At 43.0% G+C, this 21,003-nt stretch carries 21 protein-coding genes; 16 read left to right on the plus strand and 5 right to left on the minus strand.

Going from position 1 to position 21,003, the window contains the following annotated elements:
• The first annotated feature begins 96 nt into the window (after nucleotides 1-96).
• Together atpD and atpC are read left to right on the plus strand one after the other, a co-directional pair.
• On the plus strand, nucleotides 97-1,596 hold the full coding sequence (gene atpD, locus ACFPIK_RS14590) for a F0F1 ATP synthase subunit beta (protein ID WP_377916551.1): 1,500 nt from the start codon (nucleotides 97-99) through the stop codon (nucleotides 1,594-1,596).
• An 87-nt stretch (nucleotides 1,597-1,683) separates the two neighbouring features.
• A complete protein-coding gene (atpC, locus tag ACFPIK_RS14595; protein WP_377916553.1) occupies nucleotides 1,684-1,929 on the plus strand; it encodes an ATP synthase F1 subunit epsilon in 246 nt (81 codons plus the stop codon).
• Nucleotides 1,930-2,037: 108 nt separating this feature from the next.
• Here the strand turns inward: atpC and ACFPIK_RS14600 are convergent, their stop codons facing one another.
• Nucleotides 2,038-3,123 (minus strand): hypothetical protein, encoded by a 1,086-nt coding sequence (locus ACFPIK_RS14600; RefSeq protein WP_377916555.1) that lies wholly within the window; start codon nucleotides 3,121-3,123, stop codon nucleotides 2,038-2,040.
• Nucleotides 3,124-3,637: 514 nt separating this feature from the next.
• Here ACFPIK_RS14600 and rpsU point away from each other — a divergent pair.
• From rpsU to hpf, 3 genes are all read left to right on the plus strand, one after another.
• Nucleotides 3,638-3,832, plus strand: a complete 195-nt coding sequence (rpsU, locus tag ACFPIK_RS14605) for a 30S ribosomal protein S21 (RefSeq protein WP_377916557.1) — start codon at nucleotides 3,638-3,640, stop codon at nucleotides 3,830-3,832.
• Nucleotides 3,833-4,169: 337 nt separating this feature from the next.
• A complete protein-coding gene (locus tag ACFPIK_RS14610) occupies nucleotides 4,170-5,054 on the plus strand; it encodes a tyrosine-type recombinase/integrase (protein ID WP_377916559.1) in 885 nt (294 codons plus the stop codon).
• Nucleotides 5,055-5,090: 36 nt separating this feature from the next.
• A complete protein-coding gene (gene hpf, locus ACFPIK_RS14615; RefSeq protein ID WP_377916561.1) occupies nucleotides 5,091-5,396 on the plus strand; it encodes a ribosome hibernation-promoting factor, HPF/YfiA family in 306 nt (101 codons plus the stop codon).
• Between the two features lie 41 nt (nucleotides 5,397-5,437).
• Here hpf and ACFPIK_RS14620 read toward each other — a convergent pair whose 3' ends face one another.
• Nucleotides 5,438-7,096: an ArnT family glycosyltransferase gene (locus ACFPIK_RS14620; protein ID WP_377916563.1), complete on the minus strand. Its 1,659-nt coding sequence runs from the start codon at nucleotides 7,094-7,096 to the stop codon at nucleotides 5,438-5,440.
• Between the two features lie 118 nt (nucleotides 7,097-7,214).
• On the opposite strand from ACFPIK_RS14620, the gene ACFPIK_RS14625 reads away from it, so the two are divergent.
• From ACFPIK_RS14625 to pyrF, 4 genes are all read left to right on the plus strand, one after another.
• Nucleotides 7,215-8,180, plus strand: coding sequence for a glycosyltransferase family 2 protein (locus ACFPIK_RS14625; RefSeq protein ID WP_377916565.1), 966 nt, complete (start codon nucleotides 7,215-7,217; stop codon nucleotides 8,178-8,180).
• 93 nt (nucleotides 8,181-8,273) lie between these two features.
• Nucleotides 8,274-9,149 carry a lysylphosphatidylglycerol synthase transmembrane domain-containing protein gene (locus ACFPIK_RS14630; protein ID WP_377916567.1) on the plus strand — a complete coding sequence of 292 codons (876 nt, stop codon included), beginning with the start codon at nucleotides 8,274-8,276 and terminating at the stop codon, nucleotides 9,147-9,149.
• Nucleotides 9,150-9,216: 67 nt separating this feature from the next.
• Complete coding sequence (locus tag ACFPIK_RS14635; protein WP_377916569.1) at nucleotides 9,217-10,401, plus strand: ATP-binding protein; 1,185 nt, start codon at nucleotides 9,217-9,219, stop codon at nucleotides 10,399-10,401.
• 38 nt (nucleotides 10,402-10,439) lie between these two features.
• Nucleotides 10,440-11,255 carry an orotidine-5'-phosphate decarboxylase gene (pyrF, locus tag ACFPIK_RS14640; protein ID WP_377916571.1) on the plus strand — a complete coding sequence of 272 codons (816 nt, stop codon included), beginning with the start codon at nucleotides 10,440-10,442 and terminating at the stop codon, nucleotides 11,253-11,255.
• On the opposite strand, the gene ACFPIK_RS14645 is transcribed toward pyrF, so the two are convergent.
• Nucleotides 11,252-11,563 (minus strand): hypothetical protein, encoded by a 312-nt coding sequence (locus ACFPIK_RS14645; RefSeq protein ID WP_377916573.1) that lies wholly within the window; start codon nucleotides 11,561-11,563, stop codon nucleotides 11,252-11,254. The two genes, pyrF and ACFPIK_RS14645, sit on opposite strands and share 4 nt — an antisense overlap.
• Nucleotides 11,564-11,630: 67 nt before the next feature.
• On the opposite strand from ACFPIK_RS14645, the gene ACFPIK_RS14650 reads away from it, so the two are divergent.
• From ACFPIK_RS14650 to ACFPIK_RS14670, 5 genes are all read left to right on the plus strand, one after another.
• The gene (locus ACFPIK_RS14650) at nucleotides 11,631-12,926 is read left to right on the plus strand and encodes a DUF2851 family protein (RefSeq protein ID WP_377916575.1); all 1,296 of its coding nucleotides are present in this window, start codon (nucleotides 11,631-11,633) and stop codon (nucleotides 12,924-12,926) included.
• Nucleotides 12,927-12,983: 57 nt separating this feature from the next.
• Complete coding sequence (locus ACFPIK_RS14655; RefSeq protein WP_377916577.1) at nucleotides 12,984-13,619, plus strand: acetyltransferase; 636 nt, start codon at nucleotides 12,984-12,986, stop codon at nucleotides 13,617-13,619.
• A 137-nt stretch (nucleotides 13,620-13,756) separates the two neighbouring features.
• Nucleotides 13,757-14,767 (plus strand): oxygen-dependent tRNA uridine(34) hydroxylase TrhO, encoded by a 1,011-nt coding sequence (gene trhO, locus ACFPIK_RS14660; protein ID WP_377916579.1) that lies wholly within the window; start codon nucleotides 13,757-13,759, stop codon nucleotides 14,765-14,767.
• Entirely contained in the window at nucleotides 14,739-15,602 is an 864-nt protein-coding gene (locus tag ACFPIK_RS14665; RefSeq protein WP_377916581.1) for a nucleoside phosphorylase, read from the plus strand. The genes trhO and ACFPIK_RS14665 overlap by 29 nt, the downstream gene beginning before the upstream one ends.
• On the plus strand, nucleotides 15,599-16,315 hold the full coding sequence (locus ACFPIK_RS14670) for a DNA alkylation repair protein (protein WP_377916583.1): 717 nt from the start codon (nucleotides 15,599-15,601) through the stop codon (nucleotides 16,313-16,315). Before ACFPIK_RS14665 ends, ACFPIK_RS14670 begins: the two co-directional genes overlap by 4 nt.
• Before the next feature lie 145 nt (nucleotides 16,316-16,460).
• Here ACFPIK_RS14670 and ACFPIK_RS14675 read toward each other — a convergent pair whose 3' ends face one another.
• Entirely contained in the window at nucleotides 16,461-18,392 is a 1,932-nt protein-coding gene (locus ACFPIK_RS14675; protein WP_377916585.1) for an ABC-F family ATP-binding cassette domain-containing protein, read from the minus strand.
• A gap of 183 nt (nucleotides 18,393-18,575) precedes the next feature.
• On the opposite strand from ACFPIK_RS14675, the gene ACFPIK_RS14680 reads away from it, so the two are divergent.
• Nucleotides 18,576-19,061, plus strand: a complete 486-nt coding sequence (locus ACFPIK_RS14680; protein ID WP_377916587.1) for a peptide deformylase — start codon at nucleotides 18,576-18,578, stop codon at nucleotides 19,059-19,061.
• Nucleotides 19,062-19,310: 249 nt separating this feature from the next.
• Nucleotides 19,311-20,255, plus strand: coding sequence for a pyridoxal-phosphate dependent enzyme (locus ACFPIK_RS14685; protein ID WP_377916589.1), 945 nt, complete (start codon nucleotides 19,311-19,313; stop codon nucleotides 20,253-20,255).
• A gap of 9 nt (nucleotides 20,256-20,264) precedes the next feature.
• Here ACFPIK_RS14685 and ACFPIK_RS14690 read toward each other — a convergent pair whose 3' ends face one another.
• Entirely contained in the window at nucleotides 20,265-20,984 is a 720-nt protein-coding gene (locus ACFPIK_RS14690) for a hypothetical protein (protein ID WP_377916591.1), read from the minus strand.
• Nucleotides 20,985-21,003 lie beyond the last annotated feature (19 nt).

Consider the following 21,003-nt stretch of genomic DNA (forward strand, 5'->3'; position numbering starts at 1 on the left):
GATTAATTTTCCAAATATCCTTTGGGAATAGGCTTTTCTGACTAATTTTGCGCTCGAATTAAAAAAGTGGATCCTTTTTACATTTCACACAATCAAATGGCAAATATTGGAAAGATAACTCAGGTAATCGGCCCGGTGGTGGACGTATCCTTTGAAGGCGGAAAACTGCCTAACATCCTTGACGCGCTCGAACTGACCAAAGAAAACGGACAAAAAGTCGTTTTGGAAGTACAGCAGCACTTGGGTGAAGATCGGGTAAGAACCATCGCAATGGACTCTTCCGAAGGTATGGTAAGAGGCATGGAAGTAAGAGACTTGGGCCAGCCCATTTCTGTTCCTACAGGCGAGGCTATCAAAGGCCGTCTTTTCAATGTAGTAGGTGAAGCAATTGATGGTTTGCCTCAGGTGCCTGCGGGCAAGAGACTTCCTATTCACAGATCTGCCCCAAGATTTGAGGATCTATCAACTTCTACTGAAGTACTTTTCACAGGTATCAAAGTAATTGACTTGATCGAGCCTTATGCCAAAGGTGGTAAAATTGGTCTTTTCGGTGGGGCCGGTGTAGGCAAAACCGTATTGATCCAGGAATTGATCAACAACATTGCGAAAGCCTATTCAGGTCTATCTGTATTTGCAGGTGTAGGTGAACGAACTCGAGAAGGAAATGACTTATTGAGAGAAATGATCGAATCCGGCATCGTAACCTACGGTGATGACTTTATCCATAGCTTAGAAACTGAAGGCGGATGGGATCTATCTAAAGTAGATCTTAAGAAGCTGGAAGATTCTAAAGCAACTTTCGTGTTTGGCCAGATGAACGAACCTCCTGGAGCACGTGCTCGAGTAGCTTTGACAGGTTTGACTTTGGCAGAATACTATAGAGATGGTGACGGTACAGGACAAGGAAAAGACATCCTTTTCTTCATCGACAACATTTTCCGATTCACACAGGCGGGTTCAGAAGTATCTGCACTTTTGGGTCGTATGCCATCTGCGGTAGGTTATCAGCCTACTTTGGCAACAGAAATGGGTGCCATGCAAGAGCGAATCACCTCTACCAAAAACGGTTCTATCACTTCCGTACAAGCTGTTTACGTACCTGCGGATGACTTGACTGACCCGGCTCCTGCGACGACTTTCGCTCACTTGGATGCTACTACCGTATTGTCCCGTAAGATTGCCGAATTGGGTATCTACCCTGCGGTGGATCCTTTGGACTCTACTTCCCGAATCCTTTCTCCAGACATTTTGGGTGACGATCACTACAACTGTGCGCAGCGAGTGAAAGAAACCCTTCAGCGATACAAAGAACTTCAGGACATCATTGCCATCCTCGGTATGGAAGAACTTTCTGAAGAAGATAAGCAGGTCGTACACAGAGCCCGTAGAGTACAGCGATTCTTGTCTCAGCCATTCCACGTAGCAGAACAGTTTACCGGTTTGAAAGGCGTGTTGGTAGACATCAAGGATACCATCAAAGGCTTCAACATGATCATGGACGGTGAGTTGGATCACCTGCCTGAAGCAGCATTCAACTTGGTAGGTAGCATCGAAGATGCCATCGCTAAGGGTGAAAAGATGCTTGCTGAAGTGTAGTAAGAAAATAAGTTACTGGTTAATAGTTATTGGTTTCTTTCTGAAATCAATAACTTATCAACCTAATAACTCAATAACTAGAAAAACATGCAATTAGAAATCGTCACACCGGATAAGAAAGTATTCCAAGGCGAAGTCAGTGAAGCGACTTTTCCTGGTGCTTCAGGTGCATTTCAGGTGTTGAACAGTCACGCTCCGATTGTATCGGCTTTGGCCAAAGGTGCAGTATCCTTTACGACCAAAGAAGGAAAACAATCCATGATTGTGGATGGAGGAGTCGTAGAAGTGAAAAATAACGTGATTGTAGTTTTAGCCGAAAAAGTAGTAGGCTAATCGCAAACGGTAAATAATAGAAAAGTCCAACTCACAAGGTTGGACTTTTTTGTTGGATCAGGGGAAACTTTCCCAAAGTTTCAAACTTTGGGAAAGTTTTATAGCGGGTTATTCCTCAATAGGTCTCAGTACCGCCCGTTTGATGAATTTTTTATCCTTATTCATCATTGAAGCGTCAACTAAAATCAAGGTGTCATTTTTTATTCCAGCCAATTCTCCCAGATTAAGTAAGTCGAACGTACTGGAAGATTCAGACCATTTTTCATCAATCCTATCATATTTTAAAAAATGAGTCAATGTATTTTCTTCACCTTTCATGATAGACTGCAAGACAAAACCGTCCTGATCAAATTTGAAATCATTAAAATAGTGAGCCTCCGAGTAATACTTTAACGTTCCAATGGTGTTATCCACTTCCGTTTCCAAAAAAGGAATATCGAATTGAAAAATTGGACTGTCGGGATATCTGATTAGTTGAACTGGCTTGTCTAAATTACTTGAATCAAATATTGATATAGTTTTTGTAAATGGGAAAGAAATATAAATATCTCCATCATCACTTAGACCAGATGTAAAAAGTTTTCCAGGCCCAATAAATTTTGTAAGATTTCTAAGTTGATCAGGAAAAGGAATATAATTTTTTAAATGTTCGCCTTCGCTGGAGTAGATACCAACCAGATGATTTGTCAATTCAAAATATTTATTTGATGTGAATGGAACTTTGTTTGTGGAATGTTCAATGTAGTAGTGTTCACCTTTTTTTATGAAAATTCCCATAAGTATTGGTTTAAACCATAGATCATCAGGTGTATTTAAAATCAAGGAATTAATATGTCTCTTCCCTTTTTCATTATTAAAATCGAAAATATGAATTCGTTTGGTTGCTCCATCAAAAACTGATATTCTAGGATATTCTGCCCAATAGCATTTTGTGGGTCGAAAGGAAAGGCCATTTTCTTCTTCCGGGAGAATAGAATATACTTCTTGACCGGTTCTATTATCAATGACCCAAATTCCTTTGTTTTGAAAGCTTTCTACACCGATCAATGTATCGTTGATTAAATGTACCGATGAAGGCCTTGAAAAGAATCCGTGAATCTCTTTGACCTCGATTGAATCCAGCATCACTAAATCAAAGGTCTGTGGAGACGTGCCTTCTGTAGGCTTTTCTCCACAAGACCAAAGGATTTGCATCAAGATTAAAATTTTGATGGATCTCATTAACAAATATTAGTTAACAATCCAGAATAGCTGGGTCACCCGGACAAATTACAATAACGCATCCATTAGGACAAAGATAGGTAGCGCACCGATATTGATCTGTTCCAATAAAAGGACATTCTTCTGCTGAGGCAGTAAGAGAAAGGCCGAGCATAAAGAAACAGGAAAAGGCTAAAATCAACTTTTTTTTCATGTTGTTTTTGTTTTAGTGAAAAGATAGATTTAAAAGCTAGCTTACCTAAAGCTATAAAATCAATAACTTGAGAACAAACAGTTCACTAATAGTTTTTTATCAATTTGATTTTCGGTTAAAATTGATGGGGGGGGGGGAGGCAAATTTCTTGTTTGAACGGCTAGCCTTTCCAGTCTCGAAAATCATTACTTTACATTCCCTACCCAAAGAGCACTTAACTCAAAATAATTATACATTCTTCCAATTTTTCAATTATTCCCTTACCTTTGCAACCACGAAAGGGGGTGTATACTTATGATCATTGTAAACGTAAAAGAGAACGAATCCATCGACAAAGCGCTAAAGCGTTTTAAAAAGAAGTTTGACAAGACCGGTGCAGTTCGCGAACTCAGAGCCCGTCAGGCTTTCACCAAACCTTCCGTAAAAAGAAGAGATGAGATCATTAAAGCAGCTTATCGTCAGAAACTTCAAAATGAAGTAATGAAATAATAGCAGTTTTAGAGATAAAACATAAGAGCATTCTCAGTACTGGGAATGCTCTTTTTTTTCTGAATATACGCTATTCTAGCAGTACACGAATATTTCTCTGATTTTGGGCTGGAAGACCGATGACGGGAGACCGAAGAAGTCAAAGAATTGGCTTTTAGTATTTCATTTGACCTCATAAGAAAGCTACTGGCAAAGTTCCGTATATCCATATTTTTTTTAATCCTGCCGTATTTTTTCGAATCACCTTCAGGCATTTCTATCCAAATCACTCCCAGAAATGATCTTTGTCAGGTTGGAATTCCGATTTTTGGTCTAACTTATTTTTCAATAAAGCGCCATGATCGATTCTTTCATCAATTACCTCGAGTACGAAAAGAGAAGCAGCAGCCATACGGTCTTAGCTTATCGTAAAGACTTGGAGCAAGCTGAAGAATTTGTAAATACTTCCTTCTCCATAGAAGAACTCTCCAATTGTACCCATGCAGAATTGCGTGCTTGGATCATCGACTTGGTCGAACAAGGCCTCAGTCAGACCACCGTCAACCGAAAACTCGCCACCCTGCGCTCCTATTACAAGTTTCTGATGCGATCCAAAGTGATCCAAAAGGACCCCACTTACAAGTTAAAATCTCTTAAAACCCCGAAAAAACTTCCTGAATTCATACAAGAAACAACCATTGAAACCGTATTGGAAGAAGAGGTCTACGAACCGACTTTCGAAGGCTTCCGAGATCGAATGGTGATGGAGTTTCTTTACCTCACAGGAGTCCGACTATCTGAACTTACCTCGATCAAGTGGAAAGATCTTAACTTATTGGAAGAGCAAGTGAAGGTGCTCGGTAAAAGACAAAAAGAAAGAATAATCCCAATTACGAAAGGCCTCCAACAAAATATAGTTTCCTATCGAAAAGTATTTGAGGAAAGGTTTTCAAAGATTGAAGGGAATGAGTACTTTATTGTGAGCAACAAAGGCGAAAAGGCCTATTCTATGATGATTTATCGAATCGTAAGACACTATTTGGATCTTTTCGCGCAAAACACCAAACGAAGTCCACACCTCTTGAGACACACCTTTGCCACTCACTTATTAAACAAGGGCGCCGACCTCAATGCGGTCAAGGACCTCCTGGGCCACGCCAACCTAGCTGCCACGCAGGTGTATACTCACAACTCCATGGAAAAACTGAAGGCTGTGTTTGAACAGGCACATCCGAAAGCGTAAATAAATCAATTGTTCAACCATTTAAATGCAATCGTTATGAAACTGCAGATGCACTCCATCCACTTTGACGCCGATCAAAAACTGATCGACTTTATCCAAAAGAAAGCTGACAAACTGGACACATTCTATGACCGAATCATAGACGGAGAGGTTTTTATGAGACTCGATAAAAACGACAACAACGAAAACAAAATAGTAGAAATCAAACTGAATGTTCCCGGCAAACAATTCTTTGCCAAAGAGCAAAGTGATTCCTTTGAAGCTGCTGCCGATGAGGCTGTAGAAGCTCTCAGACGCCAGATCAAAAAGTATAAAGAAAAAGTGGTGTTAGGTCACCAATAAGCCTATTACAAACAGCAAAGCCCTGGACCAAAACTCCGGGGTTATTTTTTGCTCAATAGGTAATACTTTTTGCTGTTGGCTTCCAAAAGTCTGTCAAACTCTTCCGAATGGTAAGCTATTAACAACTCCGGAATAGCCTTTGACTCCCAGTTTTTGGAGACCAGTTTTGTCCTAAATTTCGTAGTATCCAACTCAGAGAGGAATTTGTCCTCTAGGATCAATACCCCAAACTCCTTACTTTTTTCAACCCAATTTTCTCTAGGAAGATCCACCATATTTAATTCAGGACCCAAACTCATTCGGATTTTACTACCCACATGCAGATTACCATAGAAGCCAATCGGTAAATCAATCTCCTCCAGATTAATCATTTCCCTAGCCTGCTGACCCTGATGAGGCAAAGAAATATGGTAAGTAATGGAACTAAGGAGAAAAAAGATCATCAGGAAGGAATAAGCGATAATCTTTGGAAGCTTTTGAGGAGATCTCCTCCAAATCAATCCTGAATAGATTAAAAACAAGAAGCCAATTATAAATTGCGCCCAAAGCAACGCCATGCCTTTTCCACCCAAATTGATCCAAAGACTAAAGCAGGTAAGAATCAAGACTACAAAAAGAAAAATCACAGTAGCAATTTTGACTGGTTTCCCCCGATCAAAAACCCCTCCACGAACAAGCAACCATGCAATCCATACCGCAATTACCGGAGCAACAGGCAGTAAATAGCGCTCATAAAACCTACTCGTGAGTGCACCCATCCCTATGATCGCTATCGCCCAAACCACAGCAAAGGCGAAAAACTGAGGATTTTCTTTCCAGCCTTGATGAAGGGTAGATTTGACTTTTGCCCCATTCAGTAAAATCCAAGGAATAAATATCAGGCCCAAAAGCAAGGTGGCTAAGAGACCATTCTGAAAGATTAACAAAACTCGGGAAGCCACTCGAATCCCCACTTGGTCTTCTAAAAAACTGTTCAAATAGGTGGGCCCATGGATTTTCCACATGGCTACAAACCAAAACAAAGCAATCGCCAAACTCAGCGCTAAGGCAGGAATATGTAAGAGCTTTTTCCAGGAGACCCTTTTCCATGGGTTAAAAAGCAATACCCCAACGCCCAAACCACCCAAAGCCACGGCAGGCAGCCCTTTGACCTCAAAGGCCAAAGCTAAGCCCAAATACATAAACCAGATGAATTTGGAGTGTGCCTTGTCTCCATCTCGGAGCAAACCTGCAAAGCCGACAGCACTGGTGGTCATTGTCAAAACCAATAACACATCCGGAATCGAGCGACCTGAGGATAAAATCAGCACTGGATTGGCTGCCATAATCAAAGCTGAAAGGCCTGCGATTTTTGCATTAAGGAAAAGCGTCTTCGCTAAAAGAAACGTCAATCCCACTGTAGCTGCACCTGAAAGCAAAAAGAAAATCCGAGAGCCGAATTCATTGACACCAAAAAACTTAAACCCAGCCAAAACTGCCCAATAAGTTAAAATGGGTTTCTTGAATCTCAGTTCACCACTGCCAAGGTAAGTGGTCAGAAAGTCCCCGTTTTGGAGCATTTTGACAGCAGCATCCCGATAGTAAATCTCATCTGGATAGTGCATGTGAAAGTGCAAGGCAAAAGGCCCTACCAATACACAATAGGCCAGCATCAAAATCCAAGGATTGATTTTTAGCTCTGAAGATTGGGATAAAAGCATGTGCAAAGATAAAAGTTAGCCGTGGTCGAGTCCGAAACAATCTTTGGAATTAAGCATCATGAAGAACCTTTTTTGCCTACACAGGCTTTTTGGAGTAATTTTGACCAAATTTTATCGCATGAGCAAGCCCCTTTTGTCCGTCGTTATCACTGTTTACAACGAAGAGGACAACATCCGACCTCTCCTCGAAGCAACCTATTCGGCACTTTCGGAGATAGATTATGAAGTGATTCTGATCGAAGACGGAAGTACAGACCGGACAGTGGCGGAAGTAAAAAAACATGCAAATGAGCGAACTAAGCTTCTGATTTTTAACAGAAACTATGGTCAGACTACAGCACTTGCTGCAGGAATCGACCAAGCTACCGGCGAATACATCGCCACCATGGATGGTGACTTGCAAAATGATCCTACCGACATTCCTCAGATGCTTCGCAAAGCCATCGACGAAGAATGGGACGTCGTCGCAGGCCGTCGGGCAAACAGAAAGGATGGATTTGTGCTTCGTAAAATCCCTTCCAAAATCGCCAACTGGATCATCCGAAATACCACCAAAGTCTATCTCAACGATTACGGTTGTACGCTTCGTGTGTACAAAGCCGAAATCGCGCAGAATATGGGGCTTTACGGAGAGCTCCACCGCTTCATTCCCGTTTTGGCCAAACAGCAAGGGGCGAAGATGACCGAGATGGACGTCAAGCATCACCCAAGAATCCACGGCACTTCGAAATACGGCCTCAGCCGTACCTTCAAAGTGATGGCAGATTTGATCCTGATGCTCTTTTTCCAAAAGTATTTTCAAAGACCGATCCACCTTTTTGGAGGCTTGGGTTTACTCTCTTTCCTGTTAGGCTCATTGATCAGTTTTTACCTACTGATATTGAAACTGTTGGGAGAGGATATTTGGGGCAGACCAATCATGATTCTGGGATTCATCCTGATTTTAGGAGGAATTCAGTTGATTACGACGGGGATCATCGCAGAGATCATTGTGAGAACGTACTTCGAATCACAGGACAAAAAGACCTATCGGATCAAGGCCATCTTTCAGGGGAAAGCTGAAGTAGTCAGCAGTGGTAAGTAAAAAGTGGTCAGCCACCGCAGCAAGTAAAAAATCAACAGTAAATGTAAGTTTTACTCACTTGTAACCATTTTACCAAAAACTAATAACCTCCCCTTGTCCCGACTCAAAAACCAACTCAAAACTGCACTGAAGCTTTTGCTGACAGGAGTGGCTTTGTACTTGGTTTTTCGCAAGATCGACACCGAGCAACTTTTTCAACTCGCTACTTCCATCCACTGGCCTTGGCTTATTCCTGCTGTGATTTTGTTTATCCTGAGCAAAGTAGCCACTGCCATTCGACTCAACCGTTATTTTGAAAATATCGAAATCCAACTTTCGGAGGCAGAAAACTGGCGACTTTACCTGCTCGGGATGTTTTATAATCTTTTTCTCCCCGGAGGCATAGGCGGGGATGGCTATAAAGTTTATTTACTTAACAAACAGTTTAAAACACCGGTTAAAAACCTCCTTCAAGCCGTACTTTTAGACCGCTTGGGAGGACTGGTTGCTATAGTTTTCTTACTGTTTGGACTGTTTTTAATTGTAGAAGTCAAACATGAGTTTTTCGAAAGTTCTTTTTGGAACGGGTTGATAATTGCTGGCTTGGTGTTGACGGTTCCGGCTTTTTGGCTGGTTCAAAAGTTAGTCTTCAAAGACTTTCTCCCCTCCTTTTGGTCAGGGAATGCCTGGTCTTTTACAGGACAGATTGCCCAGCTAGCTTGTGCATGGTTCGTTTTGTTGGCATTAGGTATGGAAGAAAATATTCTCGCATACCAATTGGTTTTTTTGATTTCATCCATTGTCGCAGTACTTCCTTTGACTATCGGCGGAGTGGGTGCCCGCGAATTGGTATTTGTCTATGCCCACGCCTATGCGGGAATCGAAGAAACCGCAGCGGTAGCTTTCAGTTTGATCTTCTTCTTGATTTCAGCTGGAGTTTCTTTAGCTGGAGCTTTTATCAAATCTGATTTATCAAAAATTTATAACTAGCTGTATTTCAATATTTTTAATTTATTTCATCCTTGCAGATTTAAAATATCATTTTAAATTTGCAAGGATGATTGAGCGATTACTTTTCCATAGACTTGAAGAATTGATGCCGGATTTTCCGGCCATTGCCATTTTAGGATCAAGGCAAGTGGGGAAGACTACGCTTGCTCAGGCTTTGGCTGAGCATTTTGATCATCAGTCCATTTATTTAGATTTGGAAAGCCCGACTGACCGGGCCAAATTGACAGAACCTGAGCAATATTTTGATCTTCATGAAGGCAAACTCATCATTCTGGATGAAATACAGCGTATACCGGACCTGTTTCAGGTTTTGAGAGGAGTCATCGACAGAAGAAGAAAGAAAGGTTTTAGATCTTGTCAATTTCTGGTTTTGGGTTCAGCCTCTCTTGAGCTGATCCGCCAATCGTCCGAAACACTTGCAGGTCGAATTGCTTATGAGGAACTGCCTGGATTCACCCTGCTGGAAGTGGGAGATGAAGGGAAAAACCTGGAAAAGCTGTGGCTTCGTGGAGGATTTCCAGATGCATATCTGGCGAATTCGGACAAGTCCAGCATGACTTGGAGGCAAAACTTCATTACCACCTACTTGGAAAGGGATATTCCCCAGATTGCACAGTTTATACCGACCAATCGCCTGCGGAGACTCTGGACCATGCTCGCACATGAACAGGGGCAGCAGATTAATCTATCCAAGTTTGGTGCAAGCCTTGACCTTACTTCGCCGACTGTGAAGTCTTATGTAGAGCTGTTGGAAGATCTGCTGCTGATTCGCTCTATCAGACCCTGGATGAGCAATGTGGGGAAGCGCTTGGTCAAAAGTCCCAAAGTCTACATCCGTGATTCAGGCATTACACATGCCCTTCTCCAAATCAGCACCTTGGATAATCTACTGGCGCATCCGGTGGCTGGATTTAGCTGGGAAGGATTTGTAATTGAGCATATCATTTCTGTATTGCCCAAAAATGCCGATTACGGATTCTATCGAACGTCCGCAGGTGCAGAGTTAGATTTGGTTATTCAGTTAGGCAGTCAGCTATGGGCGATTGAAATCAAACAGACACTCAGCCCGAAGCTTTCCAAGGGATTTTCTATTGCTTCAGAGGATGTAGAAGCGACACATCGGTTCTTTGTCTATGCGGGAAAGGAAGAATTTCCTCTTTCGGAAAAAGTCACAGCAATCGGGCTGATCCAACTTATGAACAGGATAATTGCCCTGAGAGAAAATGGATAAATCCCATTTTCCCTACCTTTGCCCAAAATCCGCAAAACATGAACAGAGCCGAGCTTTTCTCCCAAATCCAACAAAAATCATCCTTTCTGTGCGTAGGCTTGGATCCCGATTTGGAGAAAATACCTGCAAACTTGCGCTCGGAACCTGATCCGATTTTTAGTTTTTGCAAAGCCATCATTGAGGAAACAGCCGATTTTGCGGTAGCATACAAGCCAAACATTGCCTTTTTCGAGGCTTTGGGAGCAAAAGGCTGGGACACCTTGGCCAAGGTAGCTGAGATCATGCCGAAAGATGTTTTCACCATTGCGGATGCCAAGCGGGGAGATATCGGAAATACCTCTAAACTGTATGCTAAGGCTTTTTTTGAATCGATGGACTTTGACTCCGTGACTGTTGCACCTTATATGGGCAAGGATTCAGTGACGCCATTTTTAGAGTTTGAAAACAAGTGGGTCATTCTTCTGGCCTTGACTTCGAATATAGGCTCTTTGGATTTCCAACTGATCGAAGACAAAACAGGTAAGCCACTTTATCAGTCTGTGTTGGAAAAAAGCCAAGAATGGGGCAGCCCAGAAAACCTCATGTATGTCGTAGGCGCCACACGAGGCGAACTGATCGGCGAAGTGCGAAAATCAGCTCCGGAGCATTTTTTCCTCGTTCCAGGAGTTGGAGCACAGGGAGGAAGCTTGGCTGAGGTAGCGAAATATGGAATGAACTCCACCTGTGGGCTCTTGGTCAATTCCAGCCGGGGGATCATCTATGCCTCCGGCGAAAAGGACTTTGCTAAAGTAGCCAGAAATGAAGCTCAAAAGCTTCAGATGGAGATGAAAGATTTGTTGGAAAAGTATAGCTAAGTTTTAGAAATCAACTGTTCTATCAGGTTGGAAACCTCAAGCCTTTTTTCCGCTGAGGTATAAAAGCAACCGATAGATTCCCCTTCAATCCAATCAAGGATTGGTCTAATTGGCTTTTCTGTATCGAGGGCATCTCTCAGTTTTGGAATATATCTTACATATTCTTCCCAAAGATTGTGTTCAAATCCTTCCACTTTACCAATGCCAATAGGATCCCAGTACATTAAGATCCCATTAATTTGTTTGTCAAGTAAATCAAGTTTTTTAAGTGTTTGAATAATCCGCGGGGTGGTTTGAGGAATTTTCATGCCGGACAAAATTGACTTTAAAATAGGAAGTTATTACTTTCCATAAACTTTTAGTCACTAGATTTTTATGAATTTCAGGGAAGACTTTTTACAGCTGGTCTGGAAGTACCAATACTTCGACCGCAAAAATCTGTTAACTGTAGATGGACAACACTTGCAGATTCTCAATGTGGGATTTCACAACAAAGGAGAAGGGCCAGACTTCCGGGATGCTTCGTTGGTTCTCGACGGGGTCACTTTACATGGCCACGTGGAAGTTCACCGATTAGCTTCTGAATGGAAGCAGCATGCCCATGGTGGAGATCCAGCTTACAATTCAGTGATCCTCCATGTGGTTTGGGAAAATGACAAAGTAGTCTACCGTAACGATGGTACTCCAATGCCAACCTTAGAACTGAAGGGAAAAATTTTTCTAGAAATCTGGAGAAACTACGAAAACCTCCTTGACTTCAAATCTGACCTTCCCTGTGCACACGCCATGAAATCAGTTCCTGAAATCATCCGATTTTCGGCTTTGGAAAAAGCATTAGTGGAACGACTGCTGGAAAAATCCAAACTGATCCTATCCATTCTAGATCAAACCAAAGGCGATTGGGAAGAAACTGCCTACCGATGGCTATTTACCTGTTTTGGATTCAAAATCAACTCTACCCCAATGAGCGAGCTTGCTGCATTGGTACCTTATAAAACCCTCCAAAAACACCGAACCCAGGTATCAGCTCTTGAGGCTATGCTGTTGGGTCAAGCAGGACTATTGCCCGAAAAATCAGACGAACCTTACGCGCAACACCTGATTCGGGAGTATGATTTTTATCAGAAAAAATTCAGCTGGGTACAAAAGCTCAGCCGACAGCAATGGTCATTTATGGGAGCGAGACCAACCAATTTCCCCACCCTCCGAATCGCGCAGTTAGCTGCTATTTTATCCCAAGCTCCCAACCTCCTTCAGTCCGTGATGGAAGACCGCAGGGAGTTTTCGGCCTTCAAAAAACTCCTTCAAGTCAAGCCTTCCGATTACTGGCAACACCACTACAATTTTGGCAAACCTGCCGAAAAAACTGCCTCCAGAGGCATTTCAGGGCAAACTTTGGAGCTCTTGATCATCAATTTCGTGATTCCGCTTTGGTTTGCCTATGGCAGATATTTCGAGCAATCCGAATGGCAAGAACGCTGCTTTGACCTTATGCAAACCATTCCTGCGGAGAATAACTTCATCATCAGAAAGTATGAAGAAAAGGCTTGGAAGGCTGAGAATGCCTTCGACTCACAAGGGATGATCGGACTTTACAGAAGCTACTGTCAGCCTCAAAAATGCCTCAATTGCAAGATCGGTCAAAGCCTACTCAAGGGACAATCCAAATGAAGCATTGCGCAAGCACCACAATTACCCTACTTTTGCAATCCAAAACCCAACAAATTCATGGATAAACCAGTGATCATTCTGGGTGCAAAAGGCATCGCCCATCCTGCACTTGAGATTTTCAACAGCAATCAGGTCATTGTATATGGATTTCTAGAGGAAGATGCTAGTCTACATCAGACCGAAATCAACAACGTGCCGGTGCTGGGTCATACCGAAGATGAGGGATTTTTGAAATTGATCGGTAAAAAGACTGAAGCTTTTGTGGCAGTGGATGACAGCAAATACCGAAAGTTTTTGGTAGACATGCTACTCGAAAACCGAAAAGTGCAGCCCGTCAATGCCATCCACCAGCGAGCCTATGTGTCGACAGATGCGGCATTAGGACATGGCAACTTTATCAATGCCAATGTGCTCATTGGAGCAGGTGCTGAGGTCGGAAGCCACTGTATCTTTCATACCGGTGCAATTGTCGACCACAAAGTGAAAATTCAGGACTTTGTGCAAGTAGGTGCTGGTTCCATCATCAATGCCGAGGTCACCATCGAAGAAGGAGCGTTCATTGGGTCTGGAGTGACGATCGTAGCAGGAGTGACCATAGGGAAAGGAGCTCGAGTGGGTGCAGGATCAGTAGTCATTTCCTCAGTTGGAAAAAATGAAACTGTCTTCGGAAATCCGGCGGCGAAAGTGAAATGATTAGAGATTTGAGATTTAAAAAAAGGAATAACGAATATCGAATGCTTAACGCCGAATGATGAAGTAAAAACATCGGTCATCCAGCTTCGGACATCAAACAACAACCCAAAACACCCTGCCGAAACAGGGCTCTAGTTATGGAAAACACACAAAACAAACCTTACAGCGTATTGCTGTACTACTGCTACGCGCAGATCTCAAATCCCGAGGAATACCGGGAAGAACATCACCTCTTTTGTGTAGAAAACAACATCCGAGGTAGAATCATCATCTCTGACGAAGGCTTAAATGGTACTGTTTCTGGTCTGATCGAAGACTGTGAAAAGTACATGGCCTATATTCATGCCGATCCTCGATTTGCCAAGACAGAGTTTAAAATCGACTACCACGACACCCACACTTTTGCCAAAATCCATGTGCGATACAAGCCGGAGATTGTGCACTCCTCACTCCGTCACCTGGATCCCAATGTGAAAACAGGCAAACATCTGGAACCTGAAGAATTCAAGAAAATGAAAGATCAGGAGGATGTGGTCATTCTGGATGTCCGCTCCAACTACGAGCATGAGTTGGGTCGATTCAAAAATGCGATCACGTTGGATATCGACAACTTCCGCGATTTTCCGGATAAAGTAAAGGAACTCGAGCACCTCAAAAACAAAAAGGTACTTACCTATTGCACTGGAGGTATCAAATGTGAAAAAGCTTCTGCATTCCTCTTGGAGCAGGGCTTTGAAGATGTTTACCAGCTGCATGGCGGCATCATTAAGTACGGCATGGAGGCTGGAGGTGAAGATTTCGAAGGCAAATGCTATGTCTTTGACAACCGAATCGCAGTGGAAGTCAACAAAGTGAATCCAACCATCGTGTCCAAATGCCACGTGTGCGGGACTGCCAGTGACCGAATGGTTAACTGCGCCAATCCAAGCTGTAATGAGCACTTGGCAATCTGTGAAGCCTGCGGATGGGAACTCGATGGGGCTTGTTCTCCAGAATGCAAAGAACATCCCGAAAAGCGACCTTACGACGGAACCGGCTACTACCAAAAAAATACCAACGGATACAATCCTTACAAAGGACTGCACCGTAAGCCATCCAAAGAACTAATCCAAAAACTCCATGGAGAATCAACCCATTCCTGCGTCTGAACTGATTATCAATTCTGACGGGAGTATTTATCATTTGCATTTGAAGCCAGAACACCTGGCTTCAACTGTTTTTACCGTGGGTGATCCAGACCGTGTTCCGTTGGTTTCCCAGTACTTTGATCAGATCGATTTCAAGCTTCAAAAGCGGGAATTTATCACCCACACCGGTTGGAAAAACGGGAAGCGGGTGACGGTCATCAGTACCGGAATGGGCACGGACAACATCGAGATACTCATGACCGAACTCGATGCATTGGTCAATGTAGATCTTGAAACACGACTGATCAAACCTGAAAAAAACAGCCTTCAGATCATTCGAATCGGCACATCAGGCAGTATGCAGGCAGATCTTCCTGTAGGCACGATGCTGGCATCTGAAATCGGAATCGGAATGGATACGTTGATGGCCTATTACCCAGCATTGCAAGAAGATCAAAGTATTGCTCGGGCGATCCAAATGGAGCTAAACTTGCCTTTCTACCCCTATCAAGCCAAGGCCTCTAGAAAACTTTTGGGAAAACTCCCAAGCGAAATAAAACAAGGGGTAACCCTGACTTGTCCGGGATTTTATGCTCCTCAAGGACGGGAGGTCCGTCTCAAACCACGATTTGACCGGATGATCGAGCGACTTGGCGGATTAAATATCGGAGAAAAGCGACTGACCAATTTTGAAATGGAAACCGCGGGATATTATGCGTTAGGGAAGTTACTTGGCCATGAAATGCTAAGTCTAAATGCCATCGTCGCCAATCGTCCATTGAAAAAATTTGATTCAGATGCAGAGAAAACAGTCGATAACCTTATCCAAAAAGCACTAGATATCTTTACTCAATGAGTGGTTTGACCGAACAAATTATCGAAGCCCTGAGGGAAAAAGCAATTCCTGAAAAGGCTTCTTTTTTGCCCAAATTTTTCAAAACCGGACCCGGAGAGTACGGAGAAGGAGATCTTTTTTTGGGGGTTACAGTTCCCGATCAAAGACAGATTGCCAAGCAATTTTTTAAAGAAATAAGTTTAGAAGAACTTACTCGATTGATTCAACATCCCATTCATGAAATTCGGTTGACAGGATTGTTGGCTTTGGTCTATCGCTATGAAAAGACCAAGTCTGAACCGGACAAGATGGCTCTGGTCAATTTTTACCTTTCTCAACTGGACTTTGTGAACAACTGGGATCTGGTAGACAGTTCTTGCTATCAAATTTTGGGGCATTTTTACTGGAAAAAGGAAAAGACCTTATTCTATGAATTAGCAGATTCCGAGCACCTTTGGCGGCAGCGGGTGGCCATGATCAGCAGCTATTTTTGGATCAAAAAAGGGGAGTTTGCTGATGCTTTGGCATTGGCGGGAAGGCTCAAAAACCATTCCCATGACCTCATGCACAAAGCTGTCGGCTGGATGCTACGGGAAATCGGAAATCGGAATTTTGAAGTAGAATTGGAGTTTCTGAAAAAGCACTACCAAACCCTACCCAGAACAGCCTTGCGGTACGCCATTGAGAAATTTCCGGAAGACTTGAGGCAGGATTTTTTGAAGGGAAATATTTAGAAATACAGTTGAAATAAACTCCGCTTCGCTTTGTGAAATACTATTGAAATAGAAGCTTTGAAATATATTGACATATTCTAGTAATGCTATATTTCGCCTGACGAAGGAAGGCTTATTTCAACAATATTTCCTCTGTATTTCACATTTATTCTATCCCATCCAATTCACTCAATTCCAGCCAAGCCAGCTCCAATTCTTCCAATTCCCTGTCAATGGCTTGCAGGCGATTGGTCCAGGTCATCAGCTGATTGACATCGGAGGTTCCGGCAGCGATCTGATCGGTGATCGTCGACTTTTCTCCCTCCAACTTGGCAATCGTCTCGTTGATCTTTTTGAATTCCTGCTTTTGCTTAAAGCTCGCCTTAACCTTCGTTGCAGAAATGGGCTTTTCTACTTTGACCTGCTTTTCCTCGATTTTTGTGTCTTGGATCTCGTTTCTTGGCTCTAAAGTCTTGATACTTGTGTCTTGATACTGATTACTGTTTTCTTTCTCCCATTCCCTGAAATCAGTATAATTCCCCGGGAAATCCTTGATTTTCCCTTCTCCTTCAAACACAAACAAGTGCTCGACCAATCGGTCCATAAAGTACCGGTCGTGTGACACGATGATCAGGCAGCCGGGGAAAGTATCCAAAAATTCCTCCAGGATATTCAAGGTCATCAAGTCCAGATCGTTTGTCGGTTCGTCGAGGATCAGGAAGTTCGGATTCTTGATCAACACCATCAGGAGCTGAAGTCGACGTCGCTCACCTCCACTCATCTTTCCGATCGGTGTGAATTGTTGCTTGGGCGGAAAGCCAAACTGGGTCAAAAACTGACTCACCGTGATCGTCTGTCCTTTGTCCAACACCACCACTTCGGCCACTTCCTTCACCACATCGATCAGTCGCTTTTCTTCGTCAAATCGGTCTTCCTCCTGACGGTAATAGCCGAAAGCAGTGGTTTGACCGACTGAAATTTTTCCTGAATCCGGATCAAGCAGTCCGGTGATCATTTTGAGAAAAGTCGTCTTTCCGGCACCATTTGGTCCCACGATACCGATCCGGTCTTTCTTTTTGAATATGTAGGAAAAGTCCTTGACAAGCGTCTTTTCATCAAAGGACTTGCTAATTTTCTCGATTTCAAGAATCTTATTCCCTAGGCGTTGGGTAGATACTGAAAGTTCAATATCCCGTTCCTCCCGCTTGGTGAAGGCTTTTTCTTTGGTTTCTTCGAAAGCATCCACGCGGTATTTCGCTTTGGTTCCACGGGCTTTAGGCTGACGACGAATCCAGTCCAACTCCTTTTTGTAGAGACTTTTGGCCTTTTCGATCTCAATGTCTTCGATCTGAAGTCGCTCGGCTTTCTTGTCCAAAAAGTAGCCGTAATTACCTTGGTACCGATGGATTTTCCCCTGATCGAGTTCGAGGATTTCGTTGGTCACCTTATCCAAAAAGTAACGGTCGTGCGTAACCATGAAAATGGACAAATTGGCTTTGGCCAGGTAATCTTCCAGCCATTCGATCGTCTCCAAGTCCAAGTGGTTGGTTGGTTCGTCGAGTAGAAGTAAATCTGGCTTTTCGAGAATAGCTTTGGCCAAAGCCACCCGCTTCCGCTGACCACCGGAGAGATTTCCCACGGGGAGTTCGGTGTCGTGAAGACCCAATTTTCCAAGTACTTCTTTCACTTGATATTCAAAATCCCAAGCCTGAAGCGCGTCCATTTTCTCAAACAGCTTGGACATCTGATCGGAGTTGTCAATGCCCCGCTCGGCATCGAGCATAGCCTTGTGGTAGTCTTCGATCACCCGAAGGACTTCCGAATTACTTTGGTCGAAGATGGTCTGATAGATCGTCAGGTTGGAATCGAACACCGGGTTCTGATGCACGTAGGCAATCTTCACAGCGTTATTGATAGCCACTTGACCGGTGTCGGCGATTTCTTGACCCATAATGATTTTCATCAGGGTAGACTTGCCAGCACCGTTGATACCGACAAGGGCGATTTTTTGACCTTGGGAAATGCCGAAGGATATATTTGAAAAAAGCTTACGTTCCCCGAAAGCCTTACTGAGATTCTCAACTGAAAGGTAATTCATGGGGCAAAAGTAAGGGAATTACTGCTGAAACACGGTAGAAATACAATTGAATTAGGTCCTCCTTCGTCGGACGAAATATTTTGCAATACACCTTTTAGGAGAAAAAACTATTCTAACTTATTTCAACGACCGTAGGGAGGTTTATTTCTACTGTATTTCGCAAAGCATATATATTTTAGCACCATGAAATCCATCCACGACATTCTCAAACTCGGCGATCCCCGACTCTATGAAGTCTGCGAACCGGTCCTGAAATCCGACCTTCCCATGGTTCCCGAGTGGACTCAGCAACTGCACGAGGCCATGGAAGATATCCGTCGCGTGTATGGATTTGGAAGGGGAATAGCCGCCCCGCAGCTGGGGATTATGAAGCGGATGTTTTACCTCAATCTAGATCGGCCTTTCATCATTCTCAATCCGGAACTGAAGGGGCTTAGTGAAGAGCTTTTTGAGCTGTGGGATGACTGCATGAGCTTTCCCAATCTGCTGGTGAAAGTGAAACGTCACCAAAGTCTGACATTGGAATATTTAGACGAAAACTGGGAAAAACAAAGCTGGACTGTGGAGGGAGCGATTTCTGAATTGATCCAGCACGAATATGATCACCTCGACGGAGTGCTCTGTACCATGCGGGCGATTGATGAGAAAAGCTTTAAGTGGAAGGAATAAAAGGAAATACAGTTGAAATAGGATGGAAATAAACCCCGATAAATCGGGGTGAAATAGTTTTGATCGGCTCATATTCGCAAGGAATACGGCTCAAATCCTAATAAAATTGAGCCGTATTTAACCGCTTTTTTGAAGTTTTTGAGCCGATTGAATCTCAGGTTTTCAATTTTTCACGAAGCGAAGCGTAGAGTATTTCGATTGTATTTCAACAGTATTTCCACTTTGTTTCCCTTCCCCTATCTTTAACCCATGAATTTTCCGACCCTTTCCGATATCCGAGCGGCACATGCCCGCATCCAGTCGTTTATCCACCGCACCCCAATCATGACCTCCACCGCGATCAATGAAATCGCAGGTTGCGAGATCTATTTTAAATGCGAAAACTTCCAGAAAGTCGGTGCTTTCAAAGCCCGAGGTGCGGCCAATGCCGTGATGAAACTGTCCCCAGAGGAAAGAGCCAAGGGAGTTGCGACGCACTCCTCCGGAAATCATGCTGCCGCCCTCGCCCGTGCAGCAAGTGTAGCGGGAATTCCTTCCTATATCGTGATGCCTTCCAATGCTCCCGAGATCAAAAAGAAAGCGGTCAAAGGCTACGGAGGAGAAATCATCGAGTGCGAACCTAACCTTAAAGCAAGGGAAACTACCCTTGAAGCGGTCGTGGAGCGTACGGGAGCAACCTTTATTCCTCCTTATGATTTCATGGACGTGATCGAAGGTCAGGCCACTTGCGCGCTCGAACTTTTGGAAGATCAACCGAATCTTGATATCGTCATGGCTCCTGTAGGAGGAGGAGGACTTTTGGGGGGGACAGCTTTGACAACCCACTACATCAATCCTGAAATCGAAGTCATTGCCGGAGAACCTGCCGGTGCGGATGATGCTTTCCGATCTTTCCATGCAGGACATATTATCCCGCAAACCGGTCCGAATACCATCGCCGACGGGCTCTTGACATCGTTGGGCAAGTTGAATTTTGAATTGATTCAAAAGTACGTAGATGACATTCTGATTGCTACCGACCCACAGATCATCGAAGCCATGCGACTGGTCTATGAGCGGATGAAAATCATCATCGAGCCCTCGTGTGCTGTACCATTGGCGGCTTTATTGGCGAATAAAGAAAGATTTTCAGGTAAAAAAGTTGGAATTATCCTGTCCGGAGGAAATGTGGATTTGGGGAAGTTGCCTTTTTGAAAATAATCATCAAATCAACTTAACATGGCTCCATCCCTTTTCTCCTAACAGATAAAAAATCTGGTCTTTGTCACTTTTGCTTGTCAATTTTCCAAATCTAATCTCCAAAAGAGAAGCAGGATCAAATTTCACTTCAATGACCTTTACGTTTAACAGTGACAAATCATTTTTAAAGAATCCGATTCGATATTCCTCTTCCCAATGAAACTCATTTTTGAGTTTAGTTCTCACCCAAGAAGAATAAATTTCTTCCTTAGGAGATACCTGATATTTTATTGTTGGATACGCATCGACATATTCCACTAGTCCTCCAAAAAAGAACTCAGGGGACTCTGAAAGAAATTTTTTTTGCAAATCTGGCTCAAAACCTAAAACAATCCCTTTTTCAGAATCACCATAATTTTCCCATAATTGACTGGAATTTCCGTTTGTTGAAAAAGAACAAATCTTTAAGATTTTATTCTTTTTAATGAGCATGTCTTGATAGGCTTCACTAATTAATCTTTCATTTTGAATGGTTTTTATTTTCAAATCGGGCCGTTTTTCAAAAAGAATCTCCAGATCCCTTTTTTGTTCATCCCCAATTTTATCATTCAACCTGAACTGAAAATCTATCAATGAAGGTGCAACATCCATTATATCTGAAAATTCGCTAGGAGAAGAAAATCTTATAGATTGATTCTTGAGAATTTTCAGCCCAACTTCCACAGTTCTGTATTTATAAATCATAGTTTAAATTAACAAAAAA

It is taken from the genome of Algoriphagus aquatilis (assembly GCF_042657405.1).
In the GTDB taxonomy this organism is placed as follows: Bacteria; Bacteroidota; Bacteroidia; order Cytophagales; family Cyclobacteriaceae; genus Algoriphagus; species Algoriphagus aquatilis.